The sequence below is a fragment of the Sinomonas sp. ASV322 genome, assembly GCF_030908245.1.
Taxonomy (GTDB): Bacteria; Actinomycetota; Actinomycetes; order Actinomycetales; family Micrococcaceae; genus Sinomonas.
Map to the genome: position 1 here is coordinate 86,702 of NZ_JAVFJJ010000006.1, position 12,496 is coordinate 99,197.

The window sequence follows — 12,496 nt, forward strand, 5'->3', positions numbered from 1 at the left end:
GTTACGCGTCGGCGGCCTCGACCGCCGCCTCAGCCGACTCGGCCGGAGCGGATCCGGCCTCGTTCTCCTCGATCACGGGCGCGAGCGAGAGCTTGCCACGGTCGTCGATCTTCGTGATCTCGACCTGGACCTTCTGGCCGACCGAGACGACGTCCTCGACGTTGTCCACGCGCTTGCCGCCCGCGAGCTTGCGCAGCTCGGAGATGTGCAGGAGGCCGTCCTTGCCCGGCGTGAGGGAAACGAACGCGCCGAACGTCGTCGTCTTCACGACGGTGCCGAGGTAGCGCTCGCCGACCTCGGGGAGCTGCGGGTTCGCGATCGCGTTGATCGCGGCCCGCGCGGCCTCGGCCGAGGAGCCGTCGGTCGCGCCGATGAGCACGGTGCCGTCGTCCTCGATCGAGATGTCGGCGCCCGTGTCCTCCTGGATCTGGTTGATCATCTTGCCCTTGGGGCCGATGACCTCGCCGATCTTGTCCACCGGGATCTTGATCGCGATGATGCGCGGCGCGAACTCGGAGAGCTCGTCCGGGCCCTCGATCGCGGCGTTGATGACCGAGAGGATGTGCAGGCGGGCCTCGCGGGCCTGCTTGAGCGCCGCTGCGAGGACCGAGGCGGGGATGCCATCGAGCTTCGTGTCGAGCTGGATGGCCGTGACGAACTCGCTCGTGCCAGCGACCTTGAAGTCCATGTCGCCGAACGCGTCCTCGGCACCGAGGATGTCGGTGAGGGCCGCGTAGCGGGTCTGGCCGTCGACCTCGTCGGAGACAAGGCCCATCGCGATGCCGGCCACGGGCGCCTTGAGGGGAACGCCCGCGTTGAGCAGCGAGAGCGTCGAGGCGCACACGGAGCCCATCGACGTCGAGCCGTTCGAGCCGAGCGCCTCGGACACCTGGCGGATCGCGTACGGGAACTCCTCGCGAGACGGCAGCACCGGCACGAGCGCGCGCTCGGCGAGGGCGCCGTGGCCGATCTCGCGGCGCTTCGGCGAACCGACGCGGCCGGTCTCACCCGTCGAATACGGCGGGAAGTTGTAGTTGTGCATGTACCGCTTGTGCGTCTCGGGCGAGAGCGAGTCGATCTGCTGCTCCATCTTGAGCATGTTGAGCGTCGTGACGCCGAGGATCTGCGTCTCGCCGCGCTCGAAGATCGCCGAGCCGTGGACGCGCGGGAGCACCTCTACCTCGGCCGTGAGCTGGCGGATGTCAGTGAGGCCGCGGCCGTCGATGCGGACCTGGTCGCGGAGGATCCGCTGGCGAACGACCTTCTTCGTGACCGAGCGGAACGCTGCGGAGAGCTCCTTCTCGCGGCCCTCGAACTGGCCCGCGAGCGAAGCGAGCACCTCGTCCTTGAGCTGGTCCGAAGCCGCCTCGCGCTCCTGCTTGTCCGCGATGCTGAAGACCTGCGTGAGTCGCTCGTTCGCGGCGGCGTCGACGGCCTCGTACACGTCCTGCTCGTAGTCGAGGAAGATCGGGAACTCGGTGGTCGGCTTCGCGGCGCGGTCGGCGAGGTCCTGCTGGGCCTCGCACAGCGCGCGGATGAACGGCTTCGCAGCCTCGAGGCCCTCGGCGACGACCTCTTCGGTCGGAGCGGTCGCGCCCTCGTCCTTGATGAGGTTCCAGGAGTGGTCGGTGGCCTCGGCCTCGACCATCATGATGGCAACGTCGTCGCCGGCGATCCTACCGGCCACGACCATGTCGAACGTCGCGTTCTCGAGCTGCGAGTGCTTCGGGAACGCAACCCACTGCGAGCCCTCGGCGTCGTGCACGAGCGCGACGCGCACGCCGCCGATCGGGCCCGAGAACGGGAGGCCGGCAAGCTGCGTGGACATTGACGCGGCGTTGATCGCGACGACGTCGTAGAGCTCGTCCGGGTTGATCGCGAGGACGGTCACGACGACCTGGACCTCGTTGCGCAGGCCCTTGACGAACGCGGGGCGCAGCGGGCGGTCCATGAGCCGGCACGCGAGGATCGCGTCCGTGGACGGGCGGCCCTCGCGGCGGAAGAACGAGCCGGGGATGCGGCCCGCGGCGTACATGCGCTCCTCGACGTCGACCGTGAGGGGGAAGAAGTCGAAGCCCTCGCGCGGGGCCTTGCCGGCCGTCGTCGCGGAGAGCAGCGCGGTCTCGTCGTCGATGTACGCCATCGCGGAACCGGCGGCCTGCTTGGCCAGACGGCCCGTCTCGAAGCGCAGGACGCGCTGGCCGAAGCGGCCGTTGTCGATGACGGCCTCGGCAAACTGGATCTCGGGACCCTCCATGGGAGAGCCACCTCCCTTTCATTGTCAGGCGGAGGCGGCGGGAACCCGGTCTTCGATCGAGGCCCTTGGCGCGGTGCGAAGCCGCCCGCAAGGGCCACTACCGAGGACCGCAGATTGCCGGTGCCTCCGATGGTCTAAAACATGTTTGCGTGCTGAAGCGGCCCACCCATTCCCCAGAGGAAAAAGCGGGCCGCCCCAAGACTATCGGCGCAGGCCGAGACGCTCGATGAGCGAACGGTAGCGTTCGATGTCGGTGTCGTGCAGGTAGGCGAGCATGCGCTTGCGACGGCCGACGAGCGCGAGCAGGCCGCGCTGCGTGTGGAAGTCGTGCTTGTGCTGCTTCATGTGCTCAGTCAAGTCCTTGATGCGCTTCGTGAGAACGGCGATCTGGACCTCGGGAGACCCGGTGTCGCCTTCCTTGGTCGCGTATTCCTCGATGATCGCCTGCTTGACGGCGGGATCCAAAGCCATTGAGCTCAGTACCTCTCGAATTGTGCCGTGCGGCCCGCGGGACGCTTCGTCCCCGGGGAACACCGAACAGGTTTCCCGGATCGGCGCGGCCCAGGCCGCCACGGACTGCAGCGAGGACCACAGAGGATTCTATCAAACAAGCTCGTCGCGAACGGCCTCGATCCCGCGCAGCGTCTCTCCGAAGCTCGTGCTGAGTGGCGAGAGCCCGAGCCTGAGTCCCTGTGGCGCCCGGAAGTCGGGGATGACTCCGCGGCCCCACAGGCGCTGCGTGACCTCCCGGAACGACGGATGCTCGAGCGTCACGTGCCCGCCGCGCACGGCCGCGTCCGCGGGCGAGGCGAGCGTCACTCCGAGCGGCTCGAGGAGCTTGCCGTGCGCGGCGATCGCGAATTCGGTGAGCGCGATCGACTTCTCCCGGATCGCCGCGATGCCCGCCTCCTCGACGAGCTCGAGCATGCCGCGCAGCGGGAGCATCGCGAAGATCGGTGGCGTCCCGCTGATGAAGCGGCGGATGCCGTCCGCGGGCTCGTACCCTGGCCCCATCTCGAACGCGTCGCGCCGGCCGAGCCAGCCCTGGACCGGCTGCCGAAGGGCCGCGTGGTGCCGAGCGGCGACGTACGCGAACGCGGGCGAGCCGGGCCCGCCGTTGAGGTACTTGTAGGTGCAGCCCGCCGCGAAGTCGGCGCCCCACGCGTCGAGCTCCACCGGGACGGCGCCCGCCGAGTGGCACAGGTCCCACACGACGAGCGCTCCGGCGCGGTGCGCGAACTCGGTGATGGCCCGCGCGTCGGCAATGTAGCCCGAGCGGTACGCGACGTGGGAGAGGACGACGACGGCGGTGCGCTCCGAGATCGCCTCGGCGGCCTGCGCCGTGGTCACCCCGGTCAACGGGTCGGCGTCGATCCACCGCACGGTGAGTCCCCGCTCGGCGCCGATGCCCTCGACGAGATAGCGGTCCGTCGGGAAGTTGTCCGTGTCCGCCACGATCTCGGTGCGGTCGGGTCCTGCGAGCTCGACGGCAGCGCGGATGAGCTTGTACAGGTTGACGGTGGTCGAGTCGGCAATGACCGTCTGGCCAGCGGCAGCGCCGAGGCACGCGCCCCCGAGCCGATCGCCGAGGACCAGCGGCTCGTCGAGCCAGCGCTCGTCCCAGCCCCGGATCAGCCGGCCGCCCCACTCCTCCTCCGCGAAGACCCGCACATCCTCGGCCGTGCGCCGCAGCGGTCGTCCGAGCGAGTTTCCGTCGAGGTAGGACACGACGTCCGGCGACTCGACGAAGAGCTCGCGGAACCGCGCGAGCGGATCGTCGGCGTCGAGCGCCGCGGCGCGCCCGGCCAGCTCGCTCACCGGCGCCACCTCGCTCATCGGCCGATCTCCGTCCGCACGGCGAACAGCTCGGGGAAGAACGTGAGCTCGAGGGCTTTGCGGAGGAACCCGACGCCGCTCGAGCCGCCCGTCCCGACCTTCATGCCGATGGTCCGCTGGACGGTTCGAAGGTGCCGGAAGCGCCACAGCTGGAAGTTGTCCTCGAGGTCCACGAGCTCCTCGCACGTCTCGTACGCCGACCAATGCTCCTCGGCATGGTCGTAGATCTCCTTGAAGAGCGGCACGAGCGCCTCACAGAAGGAGTGCGCGACGCGCACGTCCCGGTCGAGCACCACGGCCGGAATTGCGTAGCCCTGACGAGCGAGGTAGCGGAGGAACTCGTCGTAGAGGCTCGGAGCGTTGAGAAGCTCCTCGAGCTGCGCCTGCATCTCGGGCTCGGAATCGAAGATCGGCAGCATGTCCGCGTTCTTGTTGCCGAGGATGAACTCGACCGAGCGGTACTGCCCGGACTGGAAGCCGGAGGCATGGCCGAGGAAGCCGCGGAACTGGGCGTATTCGTGCGGCGTGAGGGTCGCGAGGACGCTCCACTGCTCCGTGAGCGTCTTCTGGATGTGCTTGACCCTCGCGATGGCTTTGAGTGCGGCCCCGAGGTTGTCCTCGCGCAGCCACGCGCACGCACTCCGCAGCTCGTGCAGCACGAGTTTGAGCCACAGCTCCGTGGTCTGGTGCTGGATGATGAAGAGGAGCTCGTCGTGGTGCTCGGGAACGCTCACGGGGTGCTGGGCGCTCAGGAGCCGGTCGAGCTGGAGGTAGCCGCTGTAGGTCATGCGGCCAGCCAGATCGCGGACGATGCCGTCTTCGAGCGCGCGCGTATTGGGGTTTTCTGTGAGATGGGTCACCCAATCAGCCTAGCGGGCGCGGCGGCCCCGGGGCTGCCCATCGATCCGCACGGGTTCGAGCGGCGGCTCGCGCAGTTCGGCCCAGCCGAGCAGCACGAACGCAAGGCCCCACACGCCCACCGCGAATTCGCCCACGACGTTCCCCGCCGCGTACACGGGAAGGATCACGAACGGCAGGATCCCCACTCCGAGGGGCACGAAGCGCTCCCAGCCGTGCCACGTGTGGTTCCTCAGCGCGGCGATCCCGGCGAGCACGAAGCCGACCGGAATCGCCACCGTGGCGGACGCGTAGAAGAGCGCGAGATCGACAAACGGCTCGAAGATGTTGCCGATCGCGAGGAGCGCGAGGCCCACGATGGCGAGCGCAAGGCCCGTGCGCGCGAGCACGCCTCCCCCGAACGCGTGGTCGGACCAGAGCCCAACGCAGCCGAACGCGATGAGCAGCTGCGCAACGCCGATCGCCGGTCCGACGATGGCAAAGTATGCCGTCCTGTTGGACGCGAAGAGCTCCCCCGCCTGCAGGAGGAACATGACGGCCCCGCCGAGAATCATCGCGAAGGCCGCCCAGCGGAACCAGGCTCGTGACTCGCTCATGGCGGGATTCTAGGCCCCGGGCTTGGCCCCCACCAGAATCCGGCGAGCCTGATCGACGTCGACCTTCATTTGCTCGACGAGCGCCTCGGGACCCCGATACGCGACCATGCCCCGGAGGCGCTCGACGAACTCGACAACGACGTTCTGGCCGTAGAGGTCGAAGTCGTCGGGTGACTCGTCGGGGCGGTCGAGGACGTGCGCCTCGACCTGCCGCGCGACGCCCGCGAACGTCGGATTCGAGCCGACCGAGATCGCTGCGGGCCAGCGCGTTCCGGCGGCGTCGAGGAGCCAACCCGCGTAGATGCCGTCAGCGGGGATGTGGCCGATCGAATCGTGGGCGAGGTTGGCCGTCGGGAAGCCGAGCGCGCGTCCGCGGGCCGCGCCGTGGACCACCTCGCCGTGGATCGCGTGCGGGCGGCCGAGGATCTCCGCGGCCGTGCGGACATCGCCCCGGTCGAGGGCCTCGCGGACCCAGGTCGACGAGCAGCGCCGCTCCTCGCCGTCGTCCGCTGGCTCGGTGGGCTCGGGGTCCTTCTCCGTGAACTCCTCCACGACCACGACGTCGAAGCCGTGCTTGCGCCCGAGCTCCTCCATCGTGCGGAGGTCGCCGGTGTTGCCGCGGCCGAAGCGGACGTCATGGCCGACGACGACGGCGCTCGCCCTGAGCCCGTCGACGAAGACGTTCTTGACGAATTCCTCGGCGGTCTGTTGGGCGAACTCGAGCGTGTAGTGGAGCACGAGCACCGCGTCGAGCCCGAACGCGAGCAGCGCCGCGATGCGGTCCTCGATGCCCATGATGAGATCGGGCGCGGTGTCGGGCCGGTGGACCTGGGCAGGGTGGGGGTCGAACGTCACCGCGACGGTCTTGCTCCCAGACTCGCGCGCCGTACGCTCGAGCTGCGCGAGAACCTGCTGGTGCCCGCGGTGGACGCCGTCGAAGTTGCCGACCGTCACCGCCGCCGGGCCGAAATCGTCGGGGACTTCGTCAAGCCCCCGCCATATGTGAACCATCGTCCTCGCCTCGTCGCCGAATGTCTCGCGTCCCAACACTACCGGCCCGCTACCGGCGAGACGGCCGGCCGACCCTGCGGGGTCGGTTGGTGTAGAGCCAGGCGAGACCGATGAACGGCAGGACGAGGGGCACGAAGCCGTACCCGCGTCCGTAGACGCTCCACACCGTGTCCTGGGCGAAATCCTGCGGGGCGACGACGCTGATCGTGCCGACCACGAGCACGCCCACGAGCTCGACGAGCACGGCGCTGAGCGTGACGTACCAGCCCGGCACGCCGCGCCGAGCCATGGCGACAGTCGCGACGATGTAGACGACGGCGGCCACCGCGCTCAGTATGTACGCGAGGGGCGCCTCGCTGAACTTGGTGAGGATCTGGTAGCCGGCGCGGGCAGACGCAGACAGGGCGAAGATCCCATAGATGGCCACGATGATGCGGCCGACCCCTCGGCCCCTCGCGCTCGGCGAGTATTCGAGGTCCTGGGAATCGTCGGCAGACTTGTCAGGGGCGGTATTGTCGGCCACCTTCAGAACGCTCCATTCCAGATCTGTTCCATGCGGAAAAGCATCACGAACACCGTAACGGGAACGGCCGCGAGCACGACGTTGCTCCACCGGCTCTTGTCGAGGACGGCCCACCAGAAGGCGGCGATCGGCAGGACGAAAGCCGTCGCGGCGTAGCCCCAGAACTCCCACGACTCGCCCCGCACGGGCTCACCGCTGCTCTGGCGGATCGCGGCGCCGACGGCGAAGGCCACGAGGAAGAGCTCGACGGCGGCGACGGAAAGGATCGCGGCGTCGCCCGGGTACCGCTTCGTCACGGCCGCGACGAGGCAGACGACGAGAGAGATGGCGCACACCGCGACGCCGATCCAGTAGAACGGATCCGTGATCACTCGGCTGTCACTCCCCGTGTGTCTCCCCCGCGCGCGGCGAACACGAGCTCGGGCCTCGCTGCCTGGCCGGCGTCCTTGAGGAGCGCCACGAGGTTCCCGTCCGGGGAAAAGGCCGCGGTCACAGCGTCGCTGCCGCTGGGGGCGATGCGGCGCCCGAACGAGAGCTCCACCGCTTCGTCCGGCGTGAGCTCGCGCGACGGCAGGAGTGCTCGCGCGGCGTCGGCGAGCGGCAGGACCGAGAAGTCCTCCCCGAGCTCATCGAGCGTGCGGGCGGCGGCGATGTCGTAGGGACCGACTTGGGTGCGGCGGAGGGCCGTGAGGTGGCCGCCGACCCCGAGATCGGCCCCGAGGTCGCGGGCGAGCGCACGGATGTAGGTGCCCGAGGAGCAGCGGACGGTCGCGTCGACGTCCTGGACTCGCCCGCCGCGCTCCCGCCGGATCTCGTGGACGTCGAACGAATAGACCGTGACGGGCCTCGACTCGAGTTCGACGCTCTCCCCTGCGCGCACCCGCGCATACGACCGCTGCCCGCCCACTTTGATCGCGCTCACGCTGCTGGGGACCTGGAGGATCTCGCCCGTGAGCCGCATCGTGGCGGTCCGAATCTGCTCCTCCGTGACGGCCGCCGCTATCGTCTCGGTGAGCACTTCGCCTTCGGCGTCGTCCGTCACCGTGCTCTGGCCGAGCCGGATGGTGGCCGTGTAGGTCTTCGAGGTTCCCACGATGTACGAGAGGAGGCGCGTAGCGCGGTTGATGCCCACGACGAGCACGCCGGTGGCCATGGGATCGAGCGTTCCCGCGTGCCCCACTTTGCGGGTTCCGGCCAAGCGGCGGACGCGGCCGACGACGTCGTGGCTCGTCCATCCCTGCGGTTTGTCGACGATCACGAGTCCAGAAAGCACGCCTCCCAGTATATGGAGCGAGCTGGTGCCCCATGCGCCAATGCTCGTGCGCTAATACTCCACACGGGCGGTGAACGCCGCCCACGCGTCGAAGGGCGCGGTCCTCTGGGCGAGCTCCGACCGGGCGACGGGCATACGGCTGCGATCGTCGCCGTCGAAGTACTCGTAGAACTCAGCGTCGTCGAAGCCCGCCGCCGCCGCATCGTGCCGGTCCGCGGCGAAGTACACCGCCGAAATCCGGGCCCACAAGGCAGCGGAGAGGCACAGCGGGCACGGCTCGCAGCTCGTGTAGAGGGCGGCACCGTGGAGGTCGAAATCACGGGTCCCCGCGGCCGCGCGGCGGATGGCGACGACTTCCGCGTGGGCGGTCGGGTCGTTGTCCCGCGTCACGCGGTTGGTCCCCTCGAAGATCGTTCCGTCCGGCATGACGACGACGGCGCCGAAGGGGCCGCCCCCCTCGGCGACGTTCGCTGTGGCCAGTTCGACGGCGCGCTCGAGATGGCGGCGCACTGCATCCTCGTCCATGCGGCCCATGGTAGCCCGGTGTGCGGACACCAGGGCGACCCTTTATTCAGAGTCGACGTCGACGCCGTCGAACTCGGACTCGTGCTCCGCGTCGTCGAACTCCCCGTCAAACCCGTCGTCGTGGGACTCCGGCTTCTTATAGGGATCGGCGTCGCCCGCGTGCTGGGCGCCCACCGCGAGGCGGGCCACCTCCTCGTCGCGGGCCCGCGCCTGGCGCAGAAGGTCCTCGACGTGCGACGCATTCACGGGAACCTCGTCGGCAACGAACTCAAGGGTCGGCGTGAGCCGAATCGTCAGGTTCCGGCCGACCTCGCGGCGGAGGACGCCCTTCTTGGCATCGAGGACCTCGCGGGCGCCTTCTTGGGCCGCGGCGTCGCCGAGCACGGTGTAGTAGACGGTTGCGTGCTGCAGGTCGTTCGTCACGCGCGCATCAGTTATCGTGATCGCCTCGGCGCGCTCGTCCTTGACGGCCTTGCGCAGCGCCTCGGCCACAACAACCTTGATCCGCTGGGCAAGTCGCGCAGCGCGTGCGGGATCGGCCATGGGGAACTCCTCCTAAAGGGACTGGGAAGGGGCCCCGCGTGCGCAGGGCCCCTTCGTGCCGGACGGTCAGACGCGCGGCTTCTCGCGCATCTCGAACGTCTCGATGGTGTCCTCGAGCTGGATGTCGTTGAACGACCCCAGGCCGATACCGCACTCGAAGCCCTCGCGGACCTCGGTTGCGTCATCCTTGAACCGCTTGAGCGAGTCGATCGAGAGGTTCTCGGCCACGACGACGCCGTCTCGGAGGAGGCGGGCCTTCGAGTTGCGGCGGATGATGCCGCTGCGGACGATCGAGCCGGCGATGTTGCCGAACTTGGAGGAGCGGAAGATCTCGCGCACCTCGGCGGTGCCGAGCTGCACCTCCTCGTACTCCGGCTTGAGCATGCCCTTGAGGGCGAGCTCGATGTCCTCGATGGCCGCGTAGATGACCGAGTAGAAGCGCATGTCCACGCCCTCGCGGTCCGCGAGCTCGGCGACACGCTCCGCGGGGCGGACGTTGAAGCCGATGATGATCGCGTTGTCGACCGTCGCGAGGTTGACATCGTTCTGCGTGATCGCGCCGACGCCGCGGTGGATGACGCGCAGCTGGACCTCTTCGCCGACGTCGATCTTGAGCAGCGAGTCCTCGAGGGCCTCGACCGCACCGGACACGTCGCCCTTGAGGATGAGGTTGAGGGTGTCGATCTTGCCCTCGGCCACAGCCTTGTCGAAGTCCTCGAGGCTGATCCGCTTGCGGCGCTTCGCGAGCTGTGCGTTGCGCTCTGCGGCCTCGCGCTTCTCCGCGATCTGGCGGGCGGTGCGCTCGTCCTCGGTCACGAGGAACGTGTCGCCTGCCCTCGGAACCGAAGAGAGGCCCAGGACCTGGACGGGACGCGACGGGAGCGCGACCTCGACCGGCTCGCCGTCCTCGTCGAACATCGCGCGGACGCGGCCATGGGCCGTTCCCGCAACCATGTTGTCGCCCACGCGGAGCGTGCCCGACTGGACGAGGACGGTCGCCACCGCGCCGCGGCCACGGTCGAGGTTGGCCTCGATCGCGACACCGCGGGCGTCCTTGTTCGGGTTCGCCCGGAGGTCGAGCGCGGCGTCTGCCGTGAGCAGGACCGCGGAGAGCAGGTCGTCGATGTTCAGGTTCTGACGCGCGGAGACGTCCACGAACATCGTGTCGCCGCCGTACTCCTCGGGCACGAGGCCGTACTCGGTGAGCTGGCCACGGACCTTGTCCGGGTTCGCGCCCTCCTTGTCGATCTTGTTGACCGCGACGACGATCGGCACCCCGGCGGCCTGGGCGTGGTTGAGCGCCTCGACCGTCTGCGGCATGACGCCGTCGTCCGCGGCCACGACGAGCACCGCGATGTCCGTGACCTGGGCACCACGGGCGCGCATGGCGGTGAACGCCTCGTGGCCCGGGGTATCGATGAAGGTCAGCTTGCGCGGGTCGCCCTCATGCTCGAACGAGATCTGGTACGCACCGATGTGCTGGGTGATGCCGCCGTGCTCGCCCTCGACCACGTTCGTGTGGCGGATGGCGTCGAGGAGGCGCGTCTTACCGTGGTCGACGTGGCCCATGACGGTCACGACGGCCGGACGGACCTCGAGGTCTTCGTCGGTCTCGGCCTCGAGTTCGGCGTCGAGGTCGATGTCGAAGGACTCGAGCAGCTCGCGCTCCTCGTCCTCCGGCGAGACGACCTGGATCTTGTAGCCAAGCTCTTCACCGAGGACGCTGAACGTCTCCTCGTCGAGGGACTGCGTGGCCGTTGCCATCTCGCCGAGGTGGAACAGCACCGTGACGAGCGAGGCCGGGTTCGCATCGATCTTCTCCGCGAAGTCCGTGATGGACGCGCCGCGGCGGAGCCGGACGATCGTCTCGCCGTCGCCGCGGGGAACCGACACGCCGCCAAGCGACGGAGCGCTCATCTGCTCCAGTTCCTGGCGCTTCGCGCGCTTCGACTTGCGCTGCTTGCCGCGTCCGGCGCCGCCCTTGCCGAAGGCACCCTGCGTGCCGCCGCGACCGCGGCCGCCCTTGCCGAAGCCGCCGCCAGCAGGTCCGCCGCCAGCACCGGGGGCACCGCCACCCGGACGTCCCGGGCCGCGGCCGCCGGTGCCGGCGGGACGCGCGCCCGGCTGGGGACGCTCAGTGCGGGCGGGCATCATGCCCGGGTTCGGGCGAGGACCGCCGGAACCGCCCGGACGGGGACCGCCCGAGCCGCCGGGACGAGGGCCGCCGGAACCGGCAGGACGCGGGCCGCCGGGACGCGGGGCGCCGGAGCGCGGCGCGCCCGGGCGCGGAATCCCTGAGGTACCACCGGGCCGCGGGCCGCCCGAACCAGCCGGACGAGGACCGCCGGGGCGGTCGCCGTCGCGCGAACCGCCCGGACGCGGCATGCCCTGCGAGGTCGCAAACGGGTTGTTGCCAGGGCGCGGAGCGCGCTCTTCGCGGCCGGGGCGCTGCATGCCCTGGGACGACGAGAACGGGTTGTTGCCGGGGCGGGGACCGCTCGGCCGCGGACCGGGAGTCGCCGCGGGGCGCGGACCCGGGGTCGCCGCAGAACGCGAGGCCGGGCGGGTCTCGGCGGCCGGACGCGGGGCCGGAGCCGGCACCTGGGGTGCGGCCGGCCGGGCGGGTCCGGGCTTGACGGACGAGCCCGCCGAGGCCGCCGGTCCCGCGGAACCGCCGACGGGGGCGGGCACCGGCGTCGCGACGGCAGCGGGGGCCTGGGCGGGCCTGGGCGCCGACGGGCGGGCAGCCGACGACGGCGCCGCGCCACCGGACGTGCGCGCAGCAGCGGGTTTGGCGCTGCCAGAGGGGTAGGCGTCGCGAAGCTTCTTCACGACGGGCGCCTCGATCGTCGAGGACGCAGAACGCACGAATTCGCCGAGCTCCTGAAGCTTGGCGAGGGCGTCCTTGGAGGTGATACCGAGCTCCTTGGCGAGCTCGTGTACGCGGACCTTGGCCACATTTCTCCTGTCTCGGTCCGCGCCGAGCCAGGCGTGGACCGTCTACTGCTTGCTGCAGGCCTCGTCAGTCACTACTGAACGCTTCAGTGGACGAGCTGCGAGGCCGTCGGCGGCGC

General features: G+C 69.8%; 12 protein-coding genes. All 12 read right to left on the reverse strand.

Annotated features, from left to right (window positions below):
- Window position 1: 1 nt before the first annotated feature.
- The 12 genes from RBS12_RS10330 to infB all read right to left on the reverse strand — a co-directional run bounded on the left by RBS12_RS10330 (window position 2) and on the right by infB (window position 12,380).
- The gene (locus RBS12_RS10330; protein ID WP_307966011.1) at window positions 2-2,257 is read right to left on the reverse strand and encodes a polyribonucleotide nucleotidyltransferase; all 2,256 of its coding nucleotides are present in this window, start codon (window positions 2,255-2,257) and stop codon (window positions 2-4) included.
- A gap of 201 nt (window positions 2,258-2,458) precedes the next feature.
- A complete protein-coding gene (gene rpsO, locus RBS12_RS10335; protein ID WP_307966012.1) occupies window positions 2,459-2,728 on the reverse strand; it encodes a 30S ribosomal protein S15 in 270 nt (89 codons plus the stop codon).
- A 132-nt stretch (window positions 2,729-2,860) separates the two neighbouring features.
- Window positions 2,861-4,093 (reverse strand): kynureninase, encoded by a 1,233-nt coding sequence (gene kynU / locus RBS12_RS10340; protein WP_307966013.1) that lies wholly within the window; start codon window positions 4,091-4,093, stop codon window positions 2,861-2,863.
- Window positions 4,090-4,881: a tryptophan 2,3-dioxygenase gene (gene kynA / locus RBS12_RS10345; protein WP_307966149.1), complete on the reverse strand. Its 792-nt coding sequence runs from the start codon at window positions 4,879-4,881 to the stop codon at window positions 4,090-4,092. Before kynA ends, kynU begins: the two co-directional genes overlap by 4 nt.
- An 81-nt stretch (window positions 4,882-4,962) precedes the next feature.
- On the reverse strand, window positions 4,963-5,547 hold the full coding sequence (locus RBS12_RS10350; protein WP_307966014.1) for a hypothetical protein: 585 nt from the start codon (window positions 5,545-5,547) through the stop codon (window positions 4,963-4,965).
- Window positions 5,548-5,556: 9 nt separating this feature from the next.
- Window positions 5,557-6,558: a bifunctional riboflavin kinase/FAD synthetase gene (locus tag RBS12_RS10355; protein WP_307966015.1), complete on the reverse strand. Its 1,002-nt coding sequence runs from the start codon at window positions 6,556-6,558 to the stop codon at window positions 5,557-5,559.
- 49 nt (window positions 6,559-6,607) lie between these two features.
- Complete coding sequence (locus RBS12_RS10360) at window positions 6,608-7,081, reverse strand: hypothetical protein (protein ID WP_307966016.1); 474 nt, start codon at window positions 7,079-7,081, stop codon at window positions 6,608-6,610.
- Window positions 7,082-7,083: 2 nt separating this feature from the next.
- Entirely contained in the window at window positions 7,084-7,452 is a 369-nt protein-coding gene (locus RBS12_RS10365) for a hypothetical protein (RefSeq protein ID WP_307966017.1), read from the reverse strand.
- The gene (gene truB, locus RBS12_RS10370) at window positions 7,449-8,354 is read right to left on the reverse strand and encodes a tRNA pseudouridine(55) synthase TruB (RefSeq protein WP_307966018.1); all 906 of its coding nucleotides are present in this window, start codon (window positions 8,352-8,354) and stop codon (window positions 7,449-7,451) included. Before truB ends, RBS12_RS10365 begins: the two co-directional genes overlap by 4 nt.
- A gap of 51 nt (window positions 8,355-8,405) precedes the next feature.
- Window positions 8,406-8,879, reverse strand: a complete 474-nt coding sequence (locus RBS12_RS10375; protein ID WP_307966019.1) for a nucleoside deaminase — start codon at window positions 8,877-8,879, stop codon at window positions 8,406-8,408.
- A gap of 42 nt (window positions 8,880-8,921) precedes the next feature.
- A complete protein-coding gene (gene rbfA / locus RBS12_RS10380) occupies window positions 8,922-9,422 on the reverse strand; it encodes a 30S ribosome-binding factor RbfA (protein ID WP_307966020.1) in 501 nt (166 codons plus the stop codon).
- A 66-nt stretch (window positions 9,423-9,488) separates the two neighbouring features.
- Entirely contained in the window at window positions 9,489-12,380 is a 2,892-nt protein-coding gene (gene infB / locus RBS12_RS10385) for a translation initiation factor IF-2 (RefSeq protein ID WP_307966021.1), read from the reverse strand.
- Window positions 12,381-12,496: the final 116 nt, after the last annotated feature.

Bases quoted from the DNA above. Each gene is read 5' to 3' on its own strand.
- RBS12_RS10330 (WP_307966011.1), bottom strand. From the start codon at position 2,257: ATGGAGGGTCCCGAGATCCAGTTTGCCGAGGCCGTCATCGACAACGGC.
- rpsO (WP_307966012.1), bottom strand. From the start codon at position 2,728: ATGGCTTTGGATCCCGCCGTCAAGCAGGCGATCATCGAGGAATACGCG.
- kynU (WP_307966013.1), bottom strand. From the start codon at position 4,093: ATGAGCGAGGTGGCGCCGGTGAGCGAGCTGGCCGGGCGCGCCGCGGCG.
- kynA (WP_307966149.1), bottom strand. From the start codon at position 4,881: ATGACCTACAGCGGCTACCTCCAGCTCGACCGGCTCCTGAGCGCCCAG.
- RBS12_RS10350 (WP_307966014.1), bottom strand. From the start codon at position 5,547: ATGAGCGAGTCACGAGCCTGGTTCCGCTGGGCGGCCTTCGCGATGATT.
- RBS12_RS10355 (WP_307966015.1), bottom strand. From the start codon at position 6,558: ATGGTTCACATATGGCGGGGGCTTGACGAAGTCCCCGACGATTTCGGC.
- RBS12_RS10375 (WP_307966019.1), bottom strand. From the start codon at position 8,879: ATGGACGAGGATGCAGTGCGCCGCCATCTCGAGCGCGCCGTCGAACTG.
- rbfA (WP_307966020.1), bottom strand. From the start codon at position 9,422: ATGGCCGATCCCGCACGCGCTGCGCGACTTGCCCAGCGGATCAAGGTT.